The organism is Paracoccus zeaxanthinifaciens ATCC 21588, from assembly GCF_000420145.1.
Taxonomy (GTDB): domain Bacteria; phylum Pseudomonadota; class Alphaproteobacteria; order Rhodobacterales; family Rhodobacteraceae; genus Paracoccus; species Paracoccus zeaxanthinifaciens.
Window position 1 is genome coordinate 316,361 of sequence record NZ_ATUJ01000001.1, and the last position, 24,912, is coordinate 341,272.

Annotated in this window: 28 protein-coding genes and 2 tRNA genes; 10 read left to right on the top strand and 20 right to left on the bottom strand. The window is 68.8% G+C overall.

The window, feature by feature from the left end; all coding sequences use genetic code 11:
- Positions 1 to 10 precede the first annotated feature (10 nt).
- A complete protein-coding gene (leuC, locus tag F804_RS0101630) occupies positions 11 to 1,444 on the top strand; it encodes a 3-isopropylmalate dehydratase large subunit (protein ID WP_022706000.1) in 1,434 nt (477 codons plus the stop codon).
- A gap of 44 nt (positions 1,445 to 1,488) precedes the next feature.
- Here the strand turns inward: leuC and F804_RS0101635 are convergent, their stop codons facing one another.
- Positions 1,489 to 2,073 (bottom strand): hypothetical protein, encoded by a 585-nt coding sequence (locus F804_RS0101635; protein WP_022706001.1) that lies wholly within the window; start codon positions 2,071 to 2,073, stop codon positions 1,489 to 1,491.
- Positions 2,074 to 2,157: 84 nt separating this feature from the next.
- Here F804_RS0101635 and leuD point away from each other — a divergent pair, with 84 nt between their 5' ends.
- Positions 2,158 to 2,763, top strand: coding sequence for a 3-isopropylmalate dehydratase small subunit (leuD, locus tag F804_RS0101640; RefSeq protein ID WP_022706002.1), 606 nt, complete (start codon positions 2,158 to 2,160; stop codon positions 2,761 to 2,763).
- On the top strand, positions 2,754 to 3,767 hold the full coding sequence (locus F804_RS0101645; protein WP_022706003.1) for an endonuclease/exonuclease/phosphatase family protein: 1,014 nt from the start codon (positions 2,754 to 2,756) through the stop codon (positions 3,765 to 3,767). The genes leuD and F804_RS0101645 overlap by 10 nt, the downstream gene beginning before the upstream one ends.
- Here F804_RS0101645 and F804_RS0101650 read toward each other — a convergent pair.
- The 13 genes from F804_RS0101650 to F804_RS0101710 all read right to left on the bottom strand — a co-directional run bounded on the left by F804_RS0101650 (position 3,753) and on the right by F804_RS0101710 (position 14,612).
- The gene (locus F804_RS0101650) at positions 3,753 to 4,997 is read right to left on the bottom strand and encodes an adenosylmethionine--8-amino-7-oxononanoate transaminase (RefSeq protein WP_022706004.1); all 1,245 of its coding nucleotides are present in this window, start codon (positions 4,995 to 4,997) and stop codon (positions 3,753 to 3,755) included. The two genes, F804_RS0101645 and F804_RS0101650, sit on opposite strands and share 15 nt — an antisense overlap.
- Positions 4,994 to 5,665, bottom strand: coding sequence for a dethiobiotin synthase (gene bioD / locus F804_RS0101655; protein ID WP_022706005.1), 672 nt, complete (start codon positions 5,663 to 5,665; stop codon positions 4,994 to 4,996). Before bioD ends, F804_RS0101650 begins: the two co-directional genes overlap by 4 nt.
- Positions 5,650 to 6,783 (bottom strand): 8-amino-7-oxononanoate synthase, encoded by a 1,134-nt coding sequence (locus F804_RS0101660; RefSeq protein WP_022706006.1) that lies wholly within the window; start codon positions 6,781 to 6,783, stop codon positions 5,650 to 5,652. The genes bioD and F804_RS0101660 overlap by 16 nt, the downstream gene beginning before the upstream one ends.
- A gap of 5 nt (positions 6,784 to 6,788) precedes the next feature.
- Positions 6,789 to 7,841 (bottom strand): biotin synthase BioB, encoded by a 1,053-nt coding sequence (bioB, locus tag F804_RS15305; protein ID WP_022706007.1) that lies wholly within the window; start codon positions 7,839 to 7,841, stop codon positions 6,789 to 6,791.
- Positions 7,842 to 7,910: 69 nt separating this feature from the next.
- The gene (locus tag F804_RS15310; protein WP_022706008.1) at positions 7,911 to 8,282 is read right to left on the bottom strand and encodes a hypothetical protein; all 372 of its coding nucleotides are present in this window, start codon (positions 8,280 to 8,282) and stop codon (positions 7,911 to 7,913) included.
- Positions 8,276 to 9,328 carry a flagellar type III secretion system protein FlhB gene (flhB, locus tag F804_RS0101675; RefSeq protein ID WP_022706009.1) on the bottom strand — a complete coding sequence of 351 codons (1,053 nt, stop codon included), beginning with the start codon at positions 9,326 to 9,328 and terminating at the stop codon, positions 8,276 to 8,278. Before flhB ends, F804_RS15310 begins: the two co-directional genes overlap by 7 nt.
- Positions 9,325 to 10,059 carry a flagellar biosynthetic protein FliR gene (locus F804_RS0101680; protein ID WP_022706010.1) on the bottom strand — a complete coding sequence of 245 codons (735 nt, stop codon included), beginning with the start codon at positions 10,057 to 10,059 and terminating at the stop codon, positions 9,325 to 9,327. The genes flhB and F804_RS0101680 overlap by 4 nt, the downstream gene beginning before the upstream one ends.
- Complete coding sequence (locus F804_RS0101685; RefSeq protein WP_022706011.1) at positions 10,059 to 12,128, bottom strand: flagellar biosynthesis protein FlhA; 2,070 nt, start codon at positions 12,126 to 12,128, stop codon at positions 10,059 to 10,061. Before F804_RS0101685 ends, F804_RS0101680 begins: the two co-directional genes overlap by 1 nt.
- A complete protein-coding gene (locus tag F804_RS0101690; RefSeq protein WP_156845179.1) occupies positions 12,125 to 12,382 on the bottom strand; it encodes a hypothetical protein in 258 nt (85 codons plus the stop codon). The genes F804_RS0101685 and F804_RS0101690 overlap by 4 nt, the downstream gene beginning before the upstream one ends.
- Entirely contained in the window at positions 12,382 to 13,248 is an 867-nt protein-coding gene (gene motA, locus F804_RS0101695) for a flagellar motor stator protein MotA (RefSeq protein WP_022706013.1), read from the bottom strand. Before motA ends, F804_RS0101690 begins: the two co-directional genes overlap by 1 nt.
- A 10-nt stretch (positions 13,249 to 13,258) precedes the next feature.
- Entirely contained in the window at positions 13,259 to 13,798 is a 540-nt protein-coding gene (locus F804_RS0101700; protein ID WP_028725496.1) for a MotE family protein, read from the bottom strand.
- Positions 13,795 to 14,136 (bottom strand): hypothetical protein, encoded by a 342-nt coding sequence (locus F804_RS0101705; protein WP_051142258.1) that lies wholly within the window; start codon positions 14,134 to 14,136, stop codon positions 13,795 to 13,797. Before F804_RS0101705 ends, F804_RS0101700 begins: the two co-directional genes overlap by 4 nt.
- Entirely contained in the window at positions 14,133 to 14,612 is a 480-nt protein-coding gene (locus F804_RS0101710) for a flagellar basal body-associated FliL family protein (RefSeq protein ID WP_022706014.1), read from the bottom strand. The genes F804_RS0101705 and F804_RS0101710 overlap by 4 nt, the downstream gene beginning before the upstream one ends.
- A 116-nt stretch (positions 14,613 to 14,728) precedes the next feature.
- On the opposite strand from F804_RS0101710, the gene fliF reads away from it, so the two are divergent.
- The 4 genes from fliF to fliP are packed head-to-tail and all read left to right on the top strand — an operon-like array spanning position 14,729 to position 17,803.
- On the top strand, positions 14,729 to 16,291 hold the full coding sequence (gene fliF, locus F804_RS15315) for a flagellar basal-body MS-ring/collar protein FliF (protein ID WP_022706015.1): 1,563 nt from the start codon (positions 14,729 to 14,731) through the stop codon (positions 16,289 to 16,291).
- Positions 16,288 to 16,854, top strand: coding sequence for a hypothetical protein (locus F804_RS0101720; RefSeq protein ID WP_022706016.1), 567 nt, complete (start codon positions 16,288 to 16,290; stop codon positions 16,852 to 16,854). Before fliF ends, F804_RS0101720 begins: the two co-directional genes overlap by 4 nt.
- Complete coding sequence (locus F804_RS0101725) at positions 16,842 to 17,096, top strand: FliM/FliN family flagellar motor switch protein (protein ID WP_022706017.1); 255 nt, start codon at positions 16,842 to 16,844, stop codon at positions 17,094 to 17,096. Before F804_RS0101720 ends, F804_RS0101725 begins: the two co-directional genes overlap by 13 nt.
- A complete protein-coding gene (gene fliP / locus F804_RS0101730) occupies positions 17,093 to 17,803 on the top strand; it encodes a flagellar type III secretion system pore protein FliP (RefSeq protein WP_022706018.1) in 711 nt (236 codons plus the stop codon). The genes F804_RS0101725 and fliP overlap by 4 nt, the downstream gene beginning before the upstream one ends.
- Here the strand turns inward: fliP and dxs are convergent.
- From dxs to dapF, 5 genes are all read right to left on the bottom strand, one after another.
- A complete protein-coding gene (dxs, locus tag F804_RS0101735; protein ID WP_028725499.1) occupies positions 17,794 to 19,596 on the bottom strand; it encodes a 1-deoxy-D-xylulose-5-phosphate synthase in 1,803 nt (600 codons plus the stop codon). The genes fliP and dxs overlap by 10 nt on opposite strands.
- Positions 19,597 to 19,625: 29 nt before the next feature.
- Complete coding sequence (locus F804_RS0101740; protein WP_022706020.1) at positions 19,626 to 20,489, bottom strand: polyprenyl synthetase family protein; 864 nt, start codon at positions 20,487 to 20,489, stop codon at positions 19,626 to 19,628.
- Positions 20,489 to 20,725, bottom strand: coding sequence for an exodeoxyribonuclease VII small subunit (locus tag F804_RS0101745; RefSeq protein ID WP_022706021.1), 237 nt, complete (start codon positions 20,723 to 20,725; stop codon positions 20,489 to 20,491). The genes F804_RS0101740 and F804_RS0101745 overlap by 1 nt, the downstream gene beginning before the upstream one ends.
- Before the next feature lie 65 nt (positions 20,726 to 20,790).
- The gene (gene mtaB, locus F804_RS0101750) at positions 20,791 to 22,044 is read right to left on the bottom strand and encodes a tRNA (N(6)-L-threonylcarbamoyladenosine(37)-C(2))-methylthiotransferase MtaB (RefSeq protein ID WP_022706022.1); all 1,254 of its coding nucleotides are present in this window, start codon (positions 22,042 to 22,044) and stop codon (positions 20,791 to 20,793) included.
- Positions 22,041 to 22,859, bottom strand: coding sequence for a diaminopimelate epimerase (dapF, locus tag F804_RS0101755; protein ID WP_022706023.1), 819 nt, complete (start codon positions 22,857 to 22,859; stop codon positions 22,041 to 22,043). Before dapF ends, mtaB begins: the two co-directional genes overlap by 4 nt.
- A 108-nt stretch (positions 22,860 to 22,967) precedes the next feature.
- Between dapF and F804_RS0101760 the strand changes: the two genes are divergently transcribed.
- The 3 genes from F804_RS0101760 to F804_RS0101770 all read left to right on the top strand — a co-directional run bounded on the left by F804_RS0101760 (position 22,968) and on the right by F804_RS0101770 (position 23,971).
- Positions 22,968 to 23,043 (top strand) — tRNA-Lys (locus tag F804_RS0101760).
- Positions 23,044 to 23,155: 112 nt separating this feature from the next.
- Positions 23,156 to 23,231: transfer RNA gene (locus F804_RS0101765), tRNA-Lys, on the top strand.
- A 134-nt stretch (positions 23,232 to 23,365) separates the two neighbouring features.
- Positions 23,366 to 23,971, top strand: a complete 606-nt coding sequence (locus F804_RS0101770; protein WP_022706024.1) for a hypothetical protein — start codon at positions 23,366 to 23,368, stop codon at positions 23,969 to 23,971.
- Here F804_RS0101770 and F804_RS0101775 read toward each other — a convergent pair.
- Positions 23,968 to 24,852, bottom strand: a complete 885-nt coding sequence (locus tag F804_RS0101775; protein ID WP_022706025.1) for an endonuclease/exonuclease/phosphatase family protein — start codon at positions 24,850 to 24,852, stop codon at positions 23,968 to 23,970. The genes F804_RS0101770 and F804_RS0101775 overlap by 4 nt on opposite strands.
- Positions 24,853 to 24,912: the final 60 nt, after the last annotated feature.

Consider the following 24,912-nt stretch of genomic DNA (forward strand, 5'->3'; position numbering starts at 1 on the left):
AGTATCAGCCATGACGACGAACGATTCCGTGGGCCCGCGCACGCTCTATGACAAGATCTGGGACGCCCATGTGGTGGACCGCCAGCAGGACGGCACTTGCCTGCTGTATATCGACCGCCACCTGGTCCACGAGGTGACCAGCCCGCAGGCATTCGAGGGTCTGCGAATGACCGGCCGCAAGGTCCGCGCGCCCGAACGCACCATCGCGGTGCCCGACCACAACGTGCCGACCACGCTGGACCGCGAGAACGGCATCGACAACGCCGAAAGCCGCATCCAGGTCGATGCGCTGGACAAGAACGCCCGCGATTTCGGGGTGAACTACTATCCTGTGAACGACATCCGCCAGGGGATCGTGCATATCGTCGGCCCCGAACAGGGCTGGACCCTGCCCGGCATGACCGTCGTCTGCGGCGACAGCCACACCGCGACGCATGGCGCCTTCGGCGCGCTGGCCCACGGGATCGGCACCTCCGAGGTGGAACATGTGCTGGCCACGCAGACGCTGATCCAGTCGAAATCGAAGAACATGAAGGTCGAGATCACCGGCCGCCTCGCCCCCGGCGTGACCGCCAAGGACATCGTCCTGCGCATCATCGCGGAGACCGGCACGGCGGGCGGCACCGGCCATGTCATCGAATATTGCGGCGAGGCGATCCGCAACCTGTCGATGGAAGGTCGCATGACCATCTGCAACATGGCGATCGAGGGTGGCGCCCGCGCGGGCCTGATCGCCCCGGACGAGACCACCTTCGCCTATGTGAAGGGCCGCGCCCACGCCCCCAAGGGCGCCCAGTGGGATGCCGCGCTGGCCTGGTGGCGCACGCTGCATTCCGATGACGGCGCGCATTTCGACAAGGTCGTCACCATCCGCGCCGAGGATATCGCCCCCACCGTCACCTGGGGCACCAGCCCTGAGGACGCGCTGCCCATCACCGCGACCGTCCCCGCCCCCGAGGATTTCGCGGGCGGCAAGGTCGACGCGGCGCGTCGTTCGCTGGAATACATGGACCTCAAGGCCGGCATGCCCCTGACCGGCATCGCCATCGACGCGGTGTTCATCGGGTCCTGCACCAATGGCCGGATCGAGGATCTGCGCGCCGCGGCCGACGTGCTGCGCGGGCGCAAGCTGGCGCAGGGCGTTCGCGGCATGGTCGTGCCCGGATCGGGCTTGGTCCGCGCCCAGGCCGAGGAAGAGGGCCTGGACACCGTCTTCAAGGATGCGGGCTTCGAATGGCGGCTTGCGGGCTGTTCCATGTGCCTCGGCATGAACCCCGACCAGCTGGCACCGGGCGAACGCTGCGCGGCCACCAGCAACCGCAACTTCGAGGGGCGCCAGGGCTACAAGGGCCGCACCCACCTGATGAGCCCGGCGATGGCCGCCGCCGCCGGCGTGGCGGGTCGGCTGGTCGACGTGCGCGAATTCTCGCACGAACCGGCCTGACGGCGATGCCCGCCCGCACACATGCAGCGCAGCGCGCGTTCCGGTCAGGCCCCGCCTGCCGGAACGTCCCTGCGTCTCAGCAGGGCGGCCGCGTTCAGGGCGATCAGGACAAGGCCCGCATTCTCGAACAGGAAGTTGTTCGGCACGCCGAAGGCCCGCATCCCGATCAGGTGGTCCATGTGGTGGAAGCTGGCCGCGCGCATCATCACGAAGCCCGTGACGATCACCAGCCCGGTCAGCGCCAGCCCGTTCCGGCGCAGGCGTCCCCGCAGGCTGAAGGCCATGGAGATCAGCCCGGCCAGCATCACGCCCCCAAGCGCGGCGATGAAGCCCAGCTGCACCAGCCGCCTTTCGCCGTACCAGCCCTGCGCCCGCGCAAGGCAACGCCCGGCGGCGGTCAGCGCGCTCTGCAGATCCAGCTGCTTGTTGACGGCCAGCGCCGCCAGCAGCAGCGTGACCATCGCCCAGAAGACGCGGCCCCGCCTGCCCTTCAGGCGCAGCCAGACGGCGGCGGACATCAGCGCCGCCACGACATAGGCCGCGACCGTCACCCAGCCCGTGATCTGCGGATCGCCGATCGCGGGGCTCCAGCGTTCGGCCACGCAGGCCGTCAGTTCGTTCAACGTCATCCGGTCCTTCCGTCGCTTGCCCCCCGGGATATCTATCCCCGCGCTATGCCGACCGAAAGCCGCAGCACCAACATGTGAGGTCCCATGGACAAGTTCACCACCCTGACCGGCATCGCCGCACCCATGCCGCTGGTCAATATCGACACGGACATGATCATCCCCAAGCAGTTCCTGAAGACCATCAAGCGGTCGGGCCTGGGCATCAACCTGTTCGACGAGATGCGCTATGACCGCGACGGAAACGAGCTGCCCGATTTCGTGCTGAACCAGCCCGCCTATCGCGACAGCCAGATCCTGGTCGCGGGCGACAATTTCGGCTGCGGGTCGTCGCGCGAACATGCGCCCTGGGCGCTGCTGGATTTCGGCATCCGCTGCGTGATCTCGACCAGCTTCGCGGACATCTTCTTCAACAACTGCTTCAAGAACGGCATCCTGCCCGTCGTCCTGCCGCAGGACGCCGTCGATGCCCTGATGGAGGACGCGAAGAAGGGCGCCAACGCGCGCATGACGGTCGATCTGGAATCCCAGACCGTCACCACGTCGGACGGAGAGGTCTTCGGCTTCGACATCGACCCGTTCCGCAAGCACTGCCTGATGAACGGCCTGGACGATATCGGGCTGACCATGGAAAAGGCCCCCGCCATCGACGATTTCGAGGGCCGCATGGCCCAGGCGCGCCCTTGGATCTGAGGGCGATCGCCCTTGCCGCGCTGATGGCCGCGCCCGTCGCGGCCGATCCGGTGCGGATTGCGACATGGAACCCCGGCCTGACGCGACAGGGGCCGGGGCTTCTGCTGCGCGACATCGCCGCCCGGCAGGAACAGGTCGTGGCCGCCGCGCGTGTGATCGCGCATCTGCAACCCGACGCGATCCTGCTGACCGGCTTCGACTGGGACTTGGAGGGGCGCGCCCTGATCGCCTTCGGCGACCTTCTGGCCGAGATGGGCCACCCCATGCCGCACCGCTTCGCCGCCCGCCCCAACACGGGCGCCGCGACGGATCGCGACATGGACGGCAATGGCCGCCTGGGCGAGGCCCGCGACGCGCAGGGCTATGGCGATTTCACCGGACAGGCGGGGATGGCGATCCTGGCGCGCTGGCCCATCGGTCCGGTCGCGGACTATACCGGCCTTCTGTGGCAGGGGATGGACGGCAACCGCATGCCGGACGGGCCGAACGGCGACATCCAGCGGCTGTCCACGACCGCGCATTGGGATGCGGTCGTCAAGACGCCCGACGGCCCGCTGCACCTGCTGGCGATGTCCGCGACCCCGCCCGCCTTCGAGGATCGCAACATCCCCCGCAACCATGACGAGCTGGCCTTCTGGCTGGACCGGCTGCCCGATGCGCCCTTCGCGGTGATCGGCAACCTGAACGTGGACCTGTCGGATGGCGATGGCGACCCCTCGGCCCTGCTGCGCATGCTGGAGGTCACGCAGGACCCGCAGCCGCGCGGGGCCTTCCAGCCGCCGCAGGACGGGCCCAACGCGGATCATTCGGGCGATGCGGCGATGGACACGGCCGAATACGACCGCGAACCGGGGAATCTGCGGCTGGACTATATCCTGCCCGCCAAGGATCTCGAGGTCGTCGATGCGGGCGTCTTCTGGCCCGCGCCGGACGATCCGCTGGCCGATGCGGCGGGACTGGCATCCCACCGCAAGCCCGTCTGGATCGACCTAGAGGTCGAATGACGCGATGACGTCCCAGGCCAGGTCCAGGTCGGCCTCGGTCACGCAATAGGGCGGCATCACGTAGCAGGTATTGCCCAGGGGGCGCAGCAGGACGCCGCGATCCATCGCATGGGCGCGCAGGCGCGGCCCCGCCTCGGACAGGTATCCGCCCTCGGGGACCTTCATGTCGATGGCGGCCACGGTGCCCCATCTGCGCGGATTCTCGAAGCGCGGATCGGCGGCCAGCTTCGCCAGCCGCTCGGCCTGCCAATCGCCAAGGCGGTCCAGCACCTCCTGCATCGGGCTTTCCTGCCACAGCCGCACCTGCGCCAGCGCCGCCGCGCAGGCGATCGGGTTCGCCGTGTAGCTGCTGGAGTGGTAGAAGGTTCGCCGCCGGTCGGTCGAACGGTGCGCGTCGAAGATGCGGCGGCTGGCCAGCGTCGCCGCCAGCGGGATGACGCCCCCCGTCAGCCCCTTCGAGGTGCACATGATGTCGGGCGCGATGCCCGCATTGTCGCAGGCCCACAGCCGTCCGGTGCGGCCCCAGCCGGTCATCACCTCGTCCACGATCATCAGCACGTCGTGACGGTCGCAGATCTCGCGCATGCCGCGCAGCACGTCGGCGCCATACATGCGCATGCCGCCCGCGCCCAGGATCAGCGGCTCGACGATCAGCGCGGCCATCCGGCCCGATGCGGCCATCTCCTCGAAGGCGCGCAGCGTCCGTGCTCCGTCGCCCGAGGGGAAGGGCAGCCGGTCCACCGCGAACATCAGCGGGTCGTAGGCGGCGTTGAAGACCCCGCGTTCGCCCACGCTCATCGTGCCGATCGTGTCGCCGTGATAGCTGTCCTCGATCACCGCAATGCGGTGGCGGCCGTCGCCCTCGTGCCGCCAGTATCCAAGCGCCATCTTCAGCGCGACCTCGACCGCGGTCGATCCGCTGTCGCTGTAGAAGACGTGGCTCAGCCCCTCGGGGGCCATGCCGACCAGCGCCTCGGCCAGTTCCTCGGCGGGGGCATGGGTCAGGCCTGCGAAGATCACCTGGTCCAGGTTGCCCGCCGTGTCGCGGATCGCCTGGGCGATGCGGGGGTGGTTGTGGCCGTGGGTGACGACCCACCAGCTGCTGACCGCGTCCAGCAGCCTGCCGCGATCGGTTTCGATGAACGCGCCCTCGGTGCTGATCGCGCGGGGCGGTTCGGGTTCGGTTCCGTGCTGGAAGAAGGGATGCCAAACGGCGCCGTCGATGCTCATGAGAAATCCCCAGTCCTGAAATCCCCGGGCCTGAAATTCGCGGCCATCGCGGCGGACAGCGTGTCGCGGTCCAGCCGGTCCAGGATCGGCAGGCGGCCCAGGACCTTCACCTGCCCCACCTGCCCGATGGTCGCCATGTTGTCGTCGTTCGGATGGCCCACGAAGGCCACGCCGTGGATGGGAACGCCGCGGGCGCGCAGGCTCTCGATGGCGGTCAGGCTGTAGCTGATCGTCCCGAGGCCGGTGCCCGCGACCAGGACGACCGGCAGGTTCCAGCGCGCGAAGAGATCCGCGAACATCACCTGCCGGGTGACGGGCACCATCGCGCCGCCCGCCCCCTCGATCACCAGCGGGTCGATATCGGGGGGCGTCAGCGCGTCCAGGTCGATGCTCACGCCGTCCAGCTCGGCGGCGCGGTGGGGCGACAGGGGCTGGCGCAGCAGGAAGGCCTCGGGATGGGTGGTCGCGCCCGACAGGCGCTCGACCTCGGCGCGGTCGCTGCCGATCTGGGCCGCGCCGCCCGCGACGGGGGCCGCGTTCGGCACGTTGCCCGCCAGCCCCGATTGCACCGGCTTCCAGTAATCCGCGCCGATCAGGCCGCACAGACCCGCGGCAAAGACGGATTTGCCGACATCGGTTCCGGTCGCGGTGATCACGTATCGGGCCATAGTTCCTCCAGCAGTTCTGCCAGGCGGATCACCTGGGCGCGGCTTGCATTCAGCGTCAGCGACAGGCGCAGGCGCGACGTGCCCTCGGGGACGGTCGGTGGGCGGATGCCGCGCAGATCGAAGCCGCGCGCCTGGACGGCGGCGGCCAGTTCCATCGTGGGCGCGTTCTGCCCCACGATCAGCGGCACGATCTGGCTGCCGCTGACGCGCAGATGCGGCAGGCGGCGGGCGATTTCCGCGCCGAACGTGTCGATATGCCCCTGCAGCACGGTCTGGCGCCAGGGCTCGTCGCGCAGGATCGCCAGCGATTCGAGGCCGACCTCGGCCATCAGCGGCGACGGCGCGGTGGCGAAGATGAACGGACGGCAGCGGTTCACCAGGAAGTCGACCAGCACCCGCGAGGCGCAGATCAGCGCGCCCGATCCGCCAAGCGCCTTGCCCAGGGTGTGCAGCGTGACAACGTTGTCGCGACCTTCCAGGTGATGGGCCAGACCGCGCCCCTGCGGCCCGAAGACACCGGTCGCATGGGCCTCGTCCACCATCAGGAAGCCGTGTTCGTCGGCCAGCGCCATCAGATCGTCCAGCGGCGCGCGATCGCCATCCATGCTGTAGAGACTCTCGACCGCGATCCAGACCGCGCCGGTATTGCCCTGCGCGCGCCAGTCCGCGATCACGTCGGCCGCATGGCCCACATCGCCGTGGCGGAAGGTCGCGACCTGGGCCCTGCCCGCGCGCGCGCCCTCGTGGGTGCTGGCATGGGACAGCTCGTCCATCAGCAGCAGGTCGCCCCGCTGCGGCAGCGTGGTCAGGACGGCGAAATTCGCGACATAGCCGCCACCGAAGCCCAAGGCGGCCTCGGCCCCGAAGAAGCGGGCGGCGGCATCCTCGAACCGGGCCTGCGCCTCGGTCTGGCCGCGCAGCAGGCGCGATCCGGCCGCGCCCACGGGGACGCCCGCATCCAGCGCCCGGCGGGCCGCAGCGACCAGGCGCGGGGACTGCGCCAGCCCGATATAGTCGTTGGACGAGAAGTCGATCCCCTGGCGGTGAGACAGCACGCGCCTGCGCGACAATCGCGCAAGCGCGTCCAGATCCCGCCGATAGACGGCAAGACGATCCATCGCGATCAGCGCAGGATCGGGATCGCCGGATCGGCCGCCAGCAGCTCGGCGCGGCGGGCGTCATCCTCGGGGTGGTGTTCATGCGCCTGCATCGGCTGGATCCCCAGCCTGCGGAACAGGCGCATGTCGTCCTCCTCCTCGGGGTTTTCCTTGGTCAGCAGCGTGTCGCCCACGAAGATCGAGTTCGCGCCCGCCATGAAGCACATGGCCTGCATCTCGTCCGACATCTCGGTCCGGCCTGCCGACAGGCGGACATGGCTGCGCGGCATCATGATGCGCGCGGTCGCGATGGTGCGGACGAAATCGATGGGATCGACCGGATCGGCATCGGCCAGCGGCGTGCCCGGCACCGGGATCAGCTGGTTGATCGGCACGCTTTCGGGGGGCGAGGGCAGGTTCGCCAGCGTGACCAGCATGTCCACGCGGTCCTGGTCGCCTTCGCCCAGGCCCAGAATCCCGCCCGAGCAGACCTTGATCCCGGCCTCGCGGACGCGGTCCAGCGTGTCCAGGCGGTCGGCGAAGGTGCGGGTCGTGATGACCTTGTCGTAATGCGCCTCGGAGGTGTCGATGTTGTGGTTGTAGTAATCCAGCCCCGCATCGGCCAGCTGGCGCGCCTGGTCGGCATCCAGCATGCCAAGCGTCATGCAGGTCTCCATGCCCAGGCCGCGGACGCCCTCGATCATGGCGACGATCTGCGGCATGTCGCGTTCCTTGGGGCTGCGCCATGCGGCGCCCATGCAGTACCGCGTGGCCCCCGCATCGCGGGCGCGCTTGGCCTCGCCGATGACGCGCTGGACCTCGATCAGCTTCGAGGCCGACAGCCCCGACGAATGCCGCGCCGACTGGCTGCAATAGCCGCAATCCTCGGGGCAGCCGCCCGTCTTGATCGACAGAAGGCGGCTCATCTGCACGCGGTTCGGGTCGAAATGCTGCCGATGCACGGTCTGGGCCTGAAACAGCAGGTCCATCAGCGGCTGGTCATAGACGCGGCGCGCTTCCTCTGCGGTCCAGATGTGCCGTGCGTCCGGCTGATTGGGGTTCGGTTTGCTGTCCAACATGGCTGACCTCCGCATGTCCGACCCCGTGACTAGCACCAGTTCCGCGGGATTGTCCAATGCCACGGGCCGTCAGTCGCCCGGCTTGCGCAGGCGCGCCGCCTCGTCGCGGGCAAGACGGGCCAGCACCTCGGCGCGGCCGAATTCGCGGGCGGCCTGCTGGCGCACGGCCTCGAAGCGGGGCAGGATGCGGCGCAGCTCCTGGTCGGCATGGGCCACCTCGCGCGCGGCGCGTCCGGCCTGCGCATTCGCCGTCCGCGCTTCCGGGACGCTCAGCGGGGCGGTGCTGTCATAGCTTTGGCGAAGCGATTCCCGTGCCGCGCCGATCCGGTCCTGCGCGGCATGCACATGCGCGGCAAAGGCGGCATAGGCCTTGAGCTGCCGCTCGGCGCGGATCCTTGCGATGCGTTCCAGCTGGTCCAGCTGATCGAGGCGCGTCACCATCCGCGTCGCGCCTTCTCGCGCATCTTCTCGGCAAAGCGGATCGCGGCGGCGACGGCGGCGAAATGCTCGCGCCGGATCTCCTCTCCGACCTTGACGGTGGCGTGGATCGCGCGTGCGCAGGGCGGATCGGACCACAGCGGCACGCCGTGCTCGCCCGCCTTCTCGCGGATGCGGGCGGCGACCTCGTCCACGCCCTTGGCCAGGCAGACCGGCGCGCGCCCCGATCCGCGCGACCATTGCAGCGCGACCGCGTAATGCGTGGGGTTCACGATGATCACGTCGGCCTTCGCGACATCCGCGATCATCTGCCCCGTCGCCAGATCGACCGCCCGCTGGCGGCGCGCGGCCTTCAGGTGGGGATCGCCTTCGGAATCCTTGAACTCGTCCTCCATCTCCTTGCGGGACATGCGGTTGCGCTTGCGATGCTCGAACCATTTCAGCAGCATGTCGGGCACCGTGAACAGGACCGACACGACCAGCCCGAGCGCCAGCACCTGCCACAGGATCGTGCCCAGCCCGACGACCCACTGCCCCCCCGTCATGGCGCTGCCCGCGATGCGATCCAGAAGCGCCGCGAACAGGAACCACCCGCCGATGCAGACGACCGCCGCCTTCCCGACCGAGATCGCGAAGGTCATCAGGCCGCTGCCGCCGAATTTCTGCTTGGCGTTCCGGATCGGGTCGATGCGCTTGATGTCGGGGGCGATCTTGTCGGGGGCGAAGACCAGCCCGCGCGAGGCAACCAGCCCCAGCACGATCGCCAGCGCGATCAGCCCCGCCAGCGCCACGGTCGCGATGCCCGCATGGGCCGCCAGCGCGCCCGCCACACCCGCATCGCGCCAATCCTCGGCCCCGAGCGCGCGCGTCGCCATCGCGATCCAGCCCCGCACGGCGAACCCCGCCCCCAGGGTGAAGGCCAGCACCGCGCCCAGATACATCAGCGTGACGTTCAGCTCGGTCGAGCGCGGGATGTCGCCCTTCTCGCGCGCCTGGCGAAGCCGCTGCTCGGTCGGGTCGAACTGCTTGTCGTCCTTGTCCTCGCTCATCCGCGCACCGGCAGCATGAAGCCCAGGACCGCATCGGCCCACAGGGCCACCAGCATCGGCGCAAGCACGGCCAGCGCGACCAGCGCCAGCATGATCGAGGCCGGCGCCCCGATGAAGACGACCGGCAACGAGGGCATCACCCGGCTGACCACGCCCGACAGCGCCTGGTACAGGAAGCCGCCAAGCGTGAACGGCGCGGCCAGCAGCAGCGCCAGCCGGAAGCTGTCGGACACGATGCCGATGACCGCCATGGCCAGCCCCTCGATGCGCGGGAACGATGCGGGCGGCCACAGCGCAAGGCTGTCGGCCAGCAGTTGGACCAGCATCACCGGCAGCCCCAGGGCCATCAGGATCGCGATGCCGCCCAGGTGCAGCATGTTGCCGATGGGATGGGGCGCGGCCTCGTTCTGGACGCCCATGATCTGGGACAGCGACGCGGTGGCCGCGATCGCGGTCGTGGCGATGTCGATGGCAAGCGCCAGCAGCCGCAGCATCATGCCGGTCGCAAGGCCCAGCACGGTCTCGGCCCCGATCTGCCCGACAAGGGCCAAGGGCGTTCCGGGCATCGCGCGCGCCCCGACCTGCGCCGCCAGAAGCGGGGTCAGCGCCAGCGCCAGCGCGACCTTGACCCGCGCGGGCACGACGCGTTCGCCAACGCCCGGAAGGACCAGCAGCGCGGCCTGCACGCGCGCATAGACCAGGATCAGCGACCAGTCGAAGCCCTCGGGCATCACGCGGCCTCGACCGTACCGAGGATGCGCGTCTCGACCGCCGGATCGACCTCTTCGAGGCCGAGGACCGGGATCGCCATGCCGTTGCCCGCAAGGACCGCGCGGATCATCCGGCGGCGATGGTCGGGGGCCAGCACCACGGTCCGGGCGACAGGCTCGGCCAGCGACAGCGCCTTGCGCGTCGCATCGACCAGCTTTCGGGACAGCGCGGGCGTCATCGCGCCCCCGCCCGCGCGGCCCGTCTCGGAATCGGCGCGGACGAACTCGGCCTCCCACGCGGGGTGCAGCTGCAGGACGGCGATCCGTCCGGCATCGTCGCTGTAATGCTGGGTGATCTGCCCGCGCAGCCGCTTGCGCACCAGTTCATAGACGGTATCGACCTGCTCGATCCCGCGGAACTCGCAGATGGCATCGACGATCAGCGGCAGGTTGCGGATCGAGATGCGTTCCTCGAGCAGCGCGCGCAGGATCGCCAGCAGCGTCTCGGGGGTGACCTTGTCCGGGATCATGCCGTCGAAATACTTGCGATAGCGTTCGGCGCGGGTCGTGTCAGACAGGGTCTTCAGCTCCTCGATCTGGCGCTGCATCGCGCCAAGGGTCAGCAGCGCCGGCAGATGGGCCTTCACCACCTCCATCAGGTGGGTCGACAGCACCTCCATCGGGGTGACGACCGTCGCGCCCATCACCGACGCCTCGTCTTGGTCCGAGGGCTGGATCCAGCGGGCGGGGCTGGCATAGACCGGTTCGCGGACGCTGGCGCCGCGCAGTTCCGACAGGATCGAATCCGGCCCGAGCGCAAGGATCTCGTGGGGGCGCAGGGTGCCGCGGCCACGCACGACGCCCTGGATGCGGATCTGGTAGTCGCCGGGCGACAGATCGTCGGTATCCGTGATCCGCACATCCGGCAGGATCAGGCCGAAGCTGCGCGCGATGTGGATGCGCAGGTTCTGGATGCGGCTGCCAAGCCCGCGCGCCTGGTCCAGCGCGACGACGATCAGGTCCGACCCGATCTCGACGCTGATCTCGTCGGTGTCCAGGACATCGCCGATGCTGGCGGCGGGACGCGGGGCCGTGTCCTCGGGCGCGGGCGCATCCTGCTGCGGTTCGGGGCGGTTCGCGATGCGCCAGGCCATGAACAGCATCGCCATCGCGATTCCCAGGAACAGCATCCGCGGCATGCCCGGCACGAACGAGATCACGACCATCGCCCCCGCCACCATCGCGGCGGGCTGCCAGCTGCGCGTGAATTCCGACGACAGAAGCTCGGCCGTGGTGTCGGTCGCCCCGCCCCGCGACAGCAGCAGCGCCGCCGCCATCGAGGTGATGAGCGCGGGGATCTGGCTGACCAGCCCGTCCCCGATCGTCAGGTGGGAATAGGTCGAGGCGGCCTCGGACACGGGCATGCCGTGCACGCTGACCCCGACCGCCAGCCCCACGATCAGGTTGATCATCGTGATCACGATGCCCGCCACGGCGTCGCCCTTGACGAATTTCGATGCCCCGTCGAGCGAGCCGAAGAAGCTGATCTCGCGCTGTTCCTGGATGCGGCGGCGCTTGGCCTCCTGGTGGTCGATGGCGCCCGCGTTCAGGTCGCCGTCGATGGCCAGCTGCTTGCCCGGCAGCGAATCCAGCGCGAAGCGGGCCGCGACTTCGGCCATTCGCCCGGACCCCTTGGTGATGACCATGAAGTTCACGACCGAGATCACGGCGAAGACCGTGACCCCCACCAGGATCGAGCCGCCCGCGACGAAATCGGCAAAGCCGTTGATGACCTGCCCCGCCGCCTGCTTGCCGTTCTGCCCCTCGGTCAGGATCAGCCGGGTCGAGCTGACATTCAGCGACAGGCGGATGACCAGGCTGACCAGCAGCAGCACCGGAAATGCCTGGAAATCCGTCGGCTTCTGGACCAGCGAGGCCATGACCAGCACCAGCGTCGCCGTCGCGATCGAGATGGCGATCCCGAAATCCAGCACCGACGCCGGAAGCGGGATCACCAGCGATATGACGGCCAGGACCAGCCCGCCCGTCACCAGCAGCGGCGCATCCAGCAGCTTGCTCTTCACGGTCATCTCTCCTCGGACAGGATGGGGTCGCGCAGCAGATCGTCCAGCGACCAGCTGCTTCCGGTCAGCAGCCCGATGCGCCGCAAGTAGGCGATGGCACGGATGCGATCCGCGCTCTCCATCCGCATCAGCTGGACGCGATAGTCGCGGGGCAGGCGCTGACCCGACAGAAGCCAGCCCGACGCCTGCTGGCGATAGGCCTCCAGCGGATCGGCATGGGCCGAACCCGCCAGCATCAGCGCAAGCAGAACGCCCCGCATCATGCGGCCTTCTTCAGTTCGCGCAGCGCCCCTTCCAGCTGGTCGAAGCTGGGGCGCACATGTTCGGGCACCGCCTGGCGCCCCACCTCGACGCACAGCGTCGTCGCATGCTGGTGCAGACCCGCGATCAGCACGGATTTCACCACGTCGTAGAAGCCCATGTCCTGCCTGACGACGCCCGTCAGGCGGTTCGCAAGCGGCGCGACGAAGCCATAGGACAGGAACACCCCCAGGAACGTTCCGACAAGCGCGCCGCCGATCATCTTGCCCAGCACGGTCGGCGGCTGGTCGATCGAACTCATGGTCTTGATCACGCCCAGCACGGCGGCAACGATGCCCAGCGCCGGCAGGGCATCCGCCATGTTCTGCAGCGCGTGGGGCACGTGCATCTGCTCCTCGCGCAGGGTCGCGATGCGGCGCGACAGCATGTCCTCGACCTGGTAGGGGTCGTCATAGTTCAGGCTGGCCGAACGCAGCGTGTCGGTGATCAGCGAGACGACCTCGTGATCGGCCAGAAGCCGCGGATAGTCGGCGAAGATCGCCGATTCCGCGGGCGTCTCGATATGCGCCTCCAGCGCGACGGGGTTCTCTCGTGCGATGCGCAACAGGCGGAACAGCAGGCACAGCACGTCGTGATGGTCCTGCTGCGTCCATTTCGGCCCCTTGAAGGCACGCATCAGCCCCCCGATCGTCGCCTTCAGCGTATGCCCGTCATTCGACAGGATGTAGGCGCCGATCGCGGCGCCCATGATCATCATCATCTCGAAGGGCAAGGCGTGCAGGATGACGCCCATCTTGCCCCCCGCCAGAAGATAGCCGCCGAACACCATGGCCAGCGTGAAGAAGATACCGACAAAGCCGAACATGGGCGGTTCCTTATGGGTTGCGGACGCTGCGCGCGCCCATCTGGGCGGTCAGCAGCGCGGCCTGGCGGGGTTCGACGGCGGCGATGATGCGGGCGCCGGTCTCGGGGCGGACGCGCACCAGGATCTCGGCGGCGAAATCGGCGGGCAGGTTGGTCAGGATCGCCGCGGCCTCGGCGGGCTTCATCTGGTCGTAGACCGCGATCAGCTGGTCGATATCGCCGCGCACGGCCTCGGTGTCGCCATCGCGGCGCGCGCTTGCGGCCCCCTTCAGGGCGCGCAGTTCGGCAAGCCGTTCGCGCAGGGTCGTCTCGGCCTGCATCAGGTCGGCCTTCCGGCTGTCGATCGAGGCCATGTAGCGTTCGATCCGCAGCGCGCGGTCGCGCAGTTCCTCGGCCAGGGCGACCGCCTCGGGGACGTCGCCGCACCCTTCGAGCAGCTCGGGCGGTTCGGCCACGGCGCTGAGAAGCTCTGGAACGCGGGCCTGCGCCACCAGCGCAAGGGTCGGCAGCGCGATCACCACGCCCAGGATCGGCAGGATGCGGCGGTTCATTCCACGGCCTCGACGCGCTTGCGAAGGCGCCTGCCCGCGGGTGCGGGGGCGGCGGCGGCCAGCCCGATCCGCTGGCGCAGATCCCAGATCGCCCGTTCGCGCCGCGCGGTCTCGATCTCGTCGGCCAGGGATTCGCTGGCGGCCGTCGCCTCGTCGCGGGCGGCACGGATGGCGCGTTCGAGGCGGTCCACCTCGGCGGCCATGACCGCGATGGCGCCGCCCAGGCCGCTTTCAAGGTCGTTCAGCTTGCGCAGCCTGCGCATGAGCGAGAAGCAGAACGCCCCCAGCCCCAGGCCGCCGATCAGCAGCACCAGCTGCAACAGGTGATCCATGCTCATTTGAAACGAAACTCCGTGATCAGAAGGTCCTTGATCGCGTCATCCCCCAGGACGAGGCGCGACCGCGACAGCAGCTCGGTCCGGATCACCTCGAGCACGCCGCGCTTGTCGTAGGCCTGCGCATCCACCCCGGACAGGAAGGTCGTGAAGGCATCCGAGATGCGCGGCATCAGGTGTTCGACATCGGTGCGATGCGCGATGTCGGTCTCGACCGTGGCCGACAGGACCAGGCTGCGACTGCGCCCGCCGGGGATGATGATCTCGATGGTGGGGATATCGACGAACTCGACCCCGACATGGGCCATAGCCTCGGGGGCGGGCTTGTCCGCCGCCAGCAGCCGGGCCGGCGACCAGACCCCGAGGAAGGTCGACGCGAAGCCGAGCCCCGCAAGGACAAGCGCGGCGGCCAGCGGGATCAGAAGCCCCTTCTTCGATTTCGGTGCCGGTTCCGTCGGCGCGGCGAGTGCGGTCGTCATCGTGATTCTCCGTCCTGACGGGACCGGAATAGCAACTCGCGACTAACCGATTCTTAACGACGGGCATGTCACCAAGACCCTCATGACGACGACGCGCTGATTCGAAAGGAAAGGTTTTGCAAAAACTGCAGGACTACTGGAACGAGCGAAGCTCTGCGCAGCGGCTGGTCCTTGGGGCGGCCTTTGCGGCGACATTTCTGCTGGTGGCGGGCTTTGCCTGGCTGGCCAACCGCCCCTCGATGGCGCTGATCTATGGCGGGCTGGACCCGGCCCGCGCGGGCGAGGTGATCGCCGGGATCGAACGCGCGGGCGTGCCCTACGAGGTACGCGGCGACGCGATCTGGGTCGAGGAAGGCGCACGCGACCGCCTGCGCATGGACCTGGCATCCGAGGGGCTGCCCGCGGCCTCGAGCACCGGATACGAGATCCTCGACGGCATGTCGGGCTTCGGCACCACGTCGCAGATGTTCGACGCCGCATATTGGCGCGCGAAGGAAGGCGAGCTGGCCCGCACCATCTTGGCCCTGCCCAACGTGGAAACCGCCCGTGTCCACCTGGCGGTCGAGACCGGGCGCGGTTACCGCCGCGACCAGGATTCCAGCGCCTCGGTCACGCTGACGACGAACGGCTCCGCGATCGGGCGCGAACAGGCGGCGGCGTTGCAATACCTCGTGTCGTCCGGCGTGCCGGGCATGCAGGCCGAGCGCGTCACCGTCATCGACAGCAAGCGCGGCATCGTCGCCGCGTCCGAGGAACGCACCGGCGCCGATCGCGCAGACGAGATGAAGCGCAATGTCGAACGCATCCTGGAACCCCATGTCGGCATCGGCAATGCCATCGTCGAGCTGAACCTGGACCTTATGACCGAGACCGAGCTGCTGACCGAACAGCGCTTCGACCCCGAGGGGCGCGCCCTGATCTCGACCGTGACCGAGGAGACGACGGACCAGAGCAATTCCTCGGGGCCGGGGCCGGTCACCGCCGCCTCGAATCTGCCCGACACCGAGGACCAGGCCGGCGACACCAGCACCAGCCAGCGCTCCGAGAACCGGCAGCAGTCGAATTACGAGGTCAGCCGCGTCACGCGAGAGGTCTCTCGCCAGCCCGGATCGGTGCGCCGCATGACGGTCGCCGTGCTGGTGAACGGCGCGACGCAGCCGGATGGCAGCTCGGCCCCCCGCCTCGAGCCCGAGCTGGAGGCGCTGCGCGAACTGGTCGCCTCGGCCGTGGGGTTCGACGAGGGGCGCGGCGACGTGATCACCGTCCGCTCGCTGCCCTTCGCGGCCTTCGGCGAGGGTGCAAGCGCCACGAAGCCCGGCCTGCTGGAACGGCTGGCGCTGAACGACCTGGCACGCATCGCGCTGATCGGCGTCTTCGCGCTGCTGGCCATCTGGGCGCTGATGCGGCCTGCCCTGCGCAATCGCCAGCAGCCCGCCCTGCCGATGCTGGACGACAGCCGCCCGCCGGAACCCGCGCCCGCCCTGACCGGCACGATCGAGGACGCGCCCCCCGCGACCCCGGCGCTGCCCGCACAGGCGGAACCCGAACCCGAACCTCAGCCCCTCTCGCTGCCTCCCGCCGATCCGGTCGCGCGCCTGCGAAACCTGATGAAGGAGCGCCAGGACGAGAGCGTGAAGATCCTGTCGGGCTGGATCGACGCGAAGGGGACCGCGAAATGAGCGCCGCCATGTTCCGGCTGGAATCCTTCGCCGCGCCCCCCGCCCCCGAGCCGGTCTTTACCCGCGCCGACCTGGACGCCGCCCGCGCCGAGGGCCATGCCGAAGGTCTGGCCCAGGCACAGGACGAACAGGCCGCCGCGGCAACCCGCGCGTTGACCGCGCTTGCCGGGTCGCTGAGCGATGACGACACGCGACGCGGCGCCCTGCGCGACGAGGCCGTCGAGGCACTGTCGCCGATCCTGCGCCAGATCATGCGCGCGATGGCGCCCCCCGCGATCTCGGCCCGGATCGAGGACGCGCTGCGCCACGAGTTGCGGCGACTTGCGGCCGATACCCGCCCCCAGGTCGCGCGGATCGCCTGCGGGCCTCGGCTGCGGGCCATGCTGGATCGCTGCCTTGCCGATGCCGGCCTGACCGGGATCGAGCTGCAGGACCGCCAAGACGACCGCCTGGTGATCGACCTGCAGGGCGGGCGCATCGAGTACGACCCGGAACGGGTCATGGCCGATCTTCTTACAATCCTCGAAGACATCCAGAAGGACGACACGACATGGACGCGCTGAAGCACCTGATCGACACCGACAACATCCAGGTCGAGGTGACGATCCGCCTCGGGCGGACGCGCCAGACCGTGGCGCAGCTGTCATCGCTGCGGGCCGAGGATGTGCTGGTCCTCGACCAGCCGATCGAGGACGGGGTCGAGATCTGCGTGGGCGACAAGGTCATCGCAAGGGGCGAACTGACCAGCGACGGCTCCGAGGAACGGCTCTGCGTCCGGGTCCTGTCCCCGGTCGGCCCGGCGTGAGGATCGCGGCCTTCGCGCTGGCCGCGCTGCTGCCCGGGGCCGCCGCGGCGCAGGATGCCTTCGGCGACCTGGGCCAGGCCCTGGGGGCGGGCGTCGGTCAGAACGCGGTGCTGCTGGCGGCGGGCCTGACCGCCCTGTCGCTGGCCCCCGGCATCGCGATCATGGTGACCGCGTTCCCGTTCATCGTGACCGTGCTGTCGATCCTGCGCCAAGCCATCGGGCTGCAGCAATCGCCGCCCAACATGCTGATCGTCAGCCTTGCGCTGTTCCTGACCTGGTTCATCATGGACCCGGTCTTCCGGGACGCATGGCAGGTCGCCGCGGTCCCCTTGCAGGAGGGGCGCATCGGCATCTCGGACGCGCTGATCCGCGGGATCGAGCCGTTTCGCATCTTCATGCAGGGCCGGACCGACCCCGACATGCTGGCCGCCATGGCCGATGTCGCGCCCGGCACGGGCGATCCGGACCGCCTGTCCGTGCTGATCCCCTCGTTCATGCTGTCCGAGATCCAGCGCGCGTTCGAGATCGGCTTCCTCATCGCGCTGCCCTTCCTGATCATCGACCTGGTCGTGTCGGCGGTGCTGATGTCGATGGGGATGATGATGGTGCCGCCGGTGGTGGTCTCGTTGCCGTTCAAGCTGGCATTCTTCGTCGTGGTGGACGGCTGGGGGATGATCGCGAACGCGCTGGTGCGCAGCTATGGCTGAGGCGGACTGCCCGCGACCGACAGGACCTTCGCCACGATATGCGCGGCGTTCAGGCCCGAACGGTCGTACATCGCGTCGGGGGCGTCGTGATCGACGAAACTGTCCGGCAGCACCATCGAACGGAAGCGCAGCCCGTGATCGAAGGCGCCCGCCTCGGCCAGAAGCTGGGCGACATGGCTGCCGAAACCGCCCGTCGCGCCCTCTTCTATGGTGACAAGCGCGGCGTGATCGCGCGCCAACCGCAGGATCAGGTCGCGGTCGAGTGGCTTGGCAAAGCGCGCATCGACGACGGTCGGGGCGATGCCCTGCTCCATCAGCATCTCTCGTGCGGCCATCGCCTGCCTCAGCCGCGCGCCAAGGGACAGGATCGCGACCCCCGACCCTTCGGCGATCACGCGGCCCTTGCCGATGGGCAGGACCGCCCCCCGTTCCGGCAGGTCGATGCCCGTCCCTTCGCCCCGCGGAAAGCGGAAGGCGATCGGTCCGTCGTCATGCGCCGCGGCGGTCGCGACCATGTGCATCAGCTCGGCCTCGTCGGCGGCGGCCATGACAACGAAGCCCGGCAGGTTCGCAAGAAAGGCGATGTCGAAGGCGCCCGCATGGGTCGGCCCGTCCTGCCCGACCAGCCCGGCACGGTCGATCGCGAAGCGCACCGGCAGCCCCTGGATCGCCACGTCATGCACGACCTGATCGTAGCCGCGCTGCAGGAAGGTCGAGTAGATCGTGCAGAAGGGCCGCATCCCCGCCGCCGCCAGACCGGCCGAGAAGGTCACGGCATGCTGCTCGGCGATACCGACATCGAAGCAGCGGTCGGCAAAGCGTTCCGCGAACTGTTTCAGGCCCGTTCCGTCGGGCATCGCGGCGGTGATGCCGACGATGCGATCGTCGCGTCCGGCCTCGTCGATCAGCGCGCGCGCGAAGACTGAGGTATAGCTGGGCGCATTGCCGGTCGATTTGTCCTGACGGCCCGTCCGCAGGTCGAACTTGGCGGTCGCGTGACCGCGATCCGCCGCGGCCTCGGCCGGGGCATAGCCCTTGCCCTTCTTCGTGGCGACATGGATCAGCACCGGCCCGGTCGCCGTTTCACGGGCATGCCGCAGCGTCGCCAGCAGCGCGTCCATGTCATGCCCGTCGATCGGCCCGACATAGGACAGGCCCAGCTCCTCGAACATGGTCGGGCCGATGGGCGATCCGCCCTCCAGCCGCGACAGATAGGACGACAGCGCCCCGACCGGATGCGCGATGGACATGCCGTTGTCGTTCAGCACCACGAACAGCCGCCGGCCCAGATGGCCCGCGTTGTTCAGCGCTTCGAAGGCCATGCCCGCGCTCATGGCGCCATCGCCGATCACGGCGACCGCATCGCCCGGATCCCCGCCAAGTTCACGCGCCATCGCGAAGCCCAGCGCCGCCGAGATCGAGGTCGAGCTGTGCCCCGCACCGAACGGATCGAACGCGCTTTCCTGCCGCTTGGTGAACCCCGACAGCCCGCCGCCCATGCGCAGCGTGCGCATCCGGTCCCGCCTGCCCGTCAGGATCTTGTGGGGATAGCATTGATGCCCCACGTCCCAGACGATCTTGTCGCGCGGCGCCCGAAAGACGGCGTGCAGGGCGACCGTCAGTTCGACCACGCCCAGCCCCGCGCCCAGGTGACCGCCCGTGCGGCTGACGATGTCGATGGTCTCGGCCCGCAGCTCGTCCGCCAGCAGGCGCAGCTGCGCATCGTCCAGCGATGCCAGGTCGGATGGCTGCTGGACGCGGTCCAGGATCGGGGTTGCGGGTCCGTCGGTCATCATCTTGCCCCTTGGCGGGAAGGCGGCGATCAGCTGTCGCGTTCGATCACGAAGCGCGCCAGGTCCCGAAGGTTCCCCGCAGCATCGCCGTAACCCGCCAGCGCGTCCTGCCCCGCATCGGCCAGGCGACGCGCCTCGGACCGCGCCCCCTCGAGGCCCAGCAGCGAGACGAAGGTCGCCTTGTTGGCATCCGCATCCTTGCCGACGCGCTTGCCGGTCGCGGCCTCGCAGCCCTCGACGTCCAGGATGTCGTCCGCGATCTGGAAGGCCAGCCCGACGGCCTGCGCATAATCGTCCAGCGCGGCAGGGTCCGCCCCCGCCATCAGCGGCCCGGCGGTCGCGGCAAAGCGGATCAGCGCGCCGGTCTTGCCACCCTGCAGGCGGATGATCGCGTCCAGATCCAGCGGCACGCCCGAGGTCTCGGCCGCGATGTCCAGCGCCTGGCCCCAGACCATGCCCGCAGCCCCCGATGCCTGCGCCAGCGAACCGACCAGCCGCATCCGCGCCGCATCGTCGCCCACGCGCGGATCGGCCAGCAGCTGGAAGGCCAGCGTCTGCAGCGCATCGCCCGCAAGGATCGCGGTCGCCTCGGTCCATTTGACGTGGACGGTGGGCTGACCGCGCCGCAGGTCGTCGTCATCCATCGCGGGCAGGTCGTCATGGACCAAGCTGTAGGCGTGCAGCGCCTCGACCGCGGCGGCGACGGGCAGCGATGCGTCGTCGTCCAGCCCGTGCAGGCGCGCCGACTCCATCACCAGGAACGCGCGCAGCCGCTTGCCGCCCTGCACGGCATAGCGCATCGCATCCGACAGATCGCCCGCGGGCAGCGCGTCGATGGCGGCGTTCAGCTCGGCCTCGACCAGGGGCCGGATCTCGGCCAGGCGGGCCTGCATCACAGGCCCTCGGCGGGCTCGGTTCCGGACGGCTGCCCGTTCGCGGCCAGGGTGATCTTCTCGACCCGCTCCTCGGCCTCGCGCAGGCGGGTTTCGCAATGGGCGCGCAGCGCCGCCCCGCGTTCATAGAGCGCGATGGAGTCCTCGAGCGTCGCCTCGCCGGTTTCCAGCTTGCCGACGGTCGCCTCCAGCTCGCGCATGGCTTCCTCGAACGAGAGGGTCTGGATATCGCTCATGGGGCCTCCTGCTGCCTGTTCGGGCCAACATAGACGGCATCCCGACCGGATGCCATGGGGCTGCGTCAGACCGTCAGCCGCGTGCCGTCATGGCCCGCGATCGTCAGGTCCATGATCGTGCCCTCGGGCTGGTCGGTGTCGAAGGCCACTTCGGTGAACTGCTCGGTGCGTCCGATGCGCGGGCCTTCGGTCAACACGCGATGCGTCCGCCCGACCTGCGCGTCCAGATGGCGGCGCAGTGCGGCATCGCCCGCCTCGCGCAGGCGCGCGGCCCGGTCGCGGATCGCGGGGCCCTTGACCGCCGGCATCCGCGCGGCAGGCGTGCCCTTGCGCGCGGAATAGGGGAAGACATGCAGGAAGGTCAGGTCGCAATCGGCGACCAGCTTCAGGCTGTTCTGGAACATTTCTTCAGTCTCGGTCGGGAAACCGGCGATGATGTCGGCCCCGAAGACGATGTCGGGGCGCAGGCGGCGGGCCTCCTCGCAGAAGGCGATGGCGTCGTCGCGCAGATGGCGGCGCTTCATGCGCTTCAGGATCATGTCGTCGCCCGCCTGCAGCGACAGATGCAGATGCGGCATCAGGCGCGGTTCGGTGGCGATGGCAAGCATCAGGTTCTCGTCGGCCTCGATGGAATCGATGCTGCTGATGCGCAGGCGCGGCAGATCGGGGACAAGGCGCAGAATGCGCATGACCAGATCGCCCAGACGTGGGGTGCCGGGCAGATCCGCGCCCCAGCTGGTCAGGTCCACGCCGGTCAGCACGACCTCGTTGAAGCCGCGCCCGACAAGGCGCTTGATCTGTTCGACCACGACGCCCGCGGGCACGCTGCGCGAATTGCCGCGGCCATAGGGGATGATGCAGAAGGTGCAGCGGTGGTCGCAGCCGTTCTGGACCTGCACATAGGCGCGATGCCGGCCGAAGCCGTCGATCAGGTGCCCCGCCGTCTCCTTGACCGACATGATGTCGTCGACGCGGACCTTTTCCGTCTCGCCGATCAGGTCGGGGGCGCGCAGCTGGGTCCAGGTCTCGGGCTGCATCTTCTCGTGGTTGCCGATGACGCGCGTGACCTCGGGCATGGCGGCGAAGGTCTCGGGTTCGGTCTGGGCCGCGCAGCCGGTCACGATGACCGGCGCGCCGGGGTTTTCACGCGACAGGCGGCGGATTTCCTGACGCGCCTTGCGCACGGCCTCGGCAGTGACGGCGCAGGTGTTCACGACCACGGCGCCCGACAGGCCCGCGGCATCGGCCATCTCGCGCATGGCCTCGGTCTCGTAGGCGTTCAGGCGGCAGCCGAGGGTCGAAAAGACGGGTGCGCTCATGCCGACCACCAATCCGCGGTGAAGGTTCCGGAAAAGACATGCGCGGTCGGACCTTCCATCCAGACCCCGTCGTCGCGCCAGTCGATATGCAGCACGCCGCCCGGCACGTTCACCTTGACGCGCCGACCCGTCAGCCCGCGCCGCGCCGCGGCCACCGCTGCCGCGCAGGAACAGGACCCCGAGGCCAGCGTCGGCCCAGTGCCGCGTTCCCAGATTCGCAGGGTGATCTCGTTGCGGGACAGGACCTGCACGACCTCGACATTGGTACGTTCGGGGTACAGCGGGTGATGTTCCATCCGCGGACCGAACTCGGCCAGATCGACCGAGGCCGCGTCATCCACGAAGAAGGTGACATGCGGATTGCCCATGCCGGTCGCAACCGGATCGCCCTCGATCGGCAGATGGTCGATATCGACATCGTGGGCCAGGGGGATCGCGCGCCAGTCCAGCACCGGATGCCCCATGTTCACGCGGGTCAGCCCGTTCCCGGCATCCTCGGCGGTCAGGACGGCGTGGTCGGTGCGCAGGCGCAGGTCGGACCGGCCGGTCTGGTCCAGCAGGTGCCGCGCGATACAGCGCGTCGCGTTCCCGCAGGCGCCGCTGCGGGACCCGTCGGCGTTCCAGAAGACCAGCCGCGCGTCGGATCCGTCGTCGTCATGAATCGTCGCCAGCTGGTCGAAGCCCACCCCCATATGGCGGTCCGCGATGCGCGCAACGTGACCGGGCGACAGGGCCAGGGCCGAGCCGCGCAGATCGATCACCACGAAATCATTGCCAAGCCCATGCATCTTCATGAAGGGCAGCGGGGGGGTCATGTCAGCTGTCATGGCCGGCATATAAGGCCGTTGAAAAGAATTTGCCAGACATGTCGATTTTGCGGTTGACGCCCCCGGCCCCCGACCGTAGATAGCCCCCCGTGCGATGGGCCCATAGCTCAGTTGGTAGAGCAACTGACTTTTAATCAGTGGGTCACAGGTTCGAATCCTGTTGGGCTCACCACTGAACTTTCTCATGAAAATTCAACGACGATTGGCACCGCCCACGGGGCGGTTTCCTGCGTTTATCGCCTTGACCTTGGCCGCGACCGATCCTAGATAGCCCCCCGTGCGATGGGCCCGTAGCTCAGTTGGTAGAGCAACTGACTTTTAATCAGTGGGTCACAGGTTCGAATCCTGTCGGGCTCACCACTGAACCTTCCGGAATCACAAGCGATGCGTGCCCTTCCGCAGGGGCGTTCACCTTGATCTTCCGCAAGTTTCGAAACCCCCTGCCCCCCTGCACGTTCGCCCCGGAACAGGATGCGCGACGCGAAGGGGGCGGAATGCCGGATTGGATCAGCGACAATATCAGCGCCATCCAGGCCGGGGCGGCGCTTCTCAGCGCGCTCGTCTGGATCTTCTATCTTCAGATCATCGTGTCCGGCCTTCGCCGCCAGCGCCGCAGCGAGATCCTGATCACGCTGGCGGGACGGATGGATCTGTCGGCCTGCATGCTGATCAGCAACTTGGGGTTCGAGCCGATCTATGTCCTCGACATCCTCGTGCGCAGCCTGGGCGACAACGACGAGGCCGTGGTTTCGGTCGTGGATCGCGTCGACCCCGATGCGGACGATCAGGAAACGCTGCAGTCGCCCCTGACGACCGGCGAACATGTCAAGGCTGGGCGGCTGGACGAGATGCTGCGTCGCGCATCCTGGTGGGCCGAGCTGAACAGCCATCCCGACAAGCTGCAGCGGATCGAGGTGACGGTCGCCGCCGTCACCGCAGCGACCAGCAGCATCGTCGCCGCCCGCCGCGTGTTCTTCGTCAGCTGCAAGGACGGCAAGGTTCGCATCAGGCCCGACGGGCTCTATGCCGAACAGATCCGCAGCAGACGCGGGCGGCGGCGGATCGAGAAGCAGCTGGAGGGCATGCTGGACGACCGCTAGCGATAGTCGAGATCCGCGACCAGCGGATAGTGGTCCGACGGCCAGACCCCGCCCGGCGCCTCTCGCAGCAGGACGGGACGCGCGGCATAATCCATCCCCGGCGCAAGCAGCACATGATCGATGGCCGGAAAGAGGTTGATCCCCCGGTTCAGGTGATAGCTGGCCCCGGCGGCGGGCCACAGCGCAAGCCCGGCCTCCTGCAGCTTGGTCGCGGTCTTGCTGCCGCGGATGGCGTTCAGGTCGCCGATCACCACCAGGCGGTCGCCCGCAGCGATCCATGGCGCGATCCGCTCAGCCACCAGATCGGCCGAGCGCAGCCGGTTTTCCCCGCTGCTGTAATCGAAATGCACGTTCAGCACGCGCAGCCGCCGCCCGTCGCGATCCTGCAGCAGCGCCCATGACGCGAATGCGGGCCAGTTGCCGTCGAAGCTACGGGAATAGATGACGTCGGGCGTCTCCGAGAAGAAGAACCAGCCCTGATCGATCAGCCGGAACCTGTCGCGGCGATAGAAGATCGGCTGGGTCGAGGGGAATTCGCGCCAGTCCCCCGTCGCCGCGGCCGCATAGGCGGGCAGCTGCTCCAGCAGGTAATCGCGCGCCAGGTTGACCGAGCCATCGCCGCGACGAAAGCTCTCCATTTCTTGGAAGGCGACGATATCCGCGTTGATCGTCCCCAGCTGCGCCGCCATGGCCCCCTTGCGGCGATCCCATCCCGCGACCGACCACGGCCCGTCCTCGCGGTCCAGGACGATGTAATGCGTGTTGAGGCTTGCGATGCGCAGCTGCCCCTGTCGCGGCACCGAAGCCTCGACCCCGCGCGAATGCCAGAGATGCGAACCGCCGAGAAGGACGATGCCCGCGATCAGGATCCCGAGCAGCAAGGAGGTAAGTTTTCGCATGACCGCCCGTATCATTCCGCACCGACGACGGGCCGACCGCAA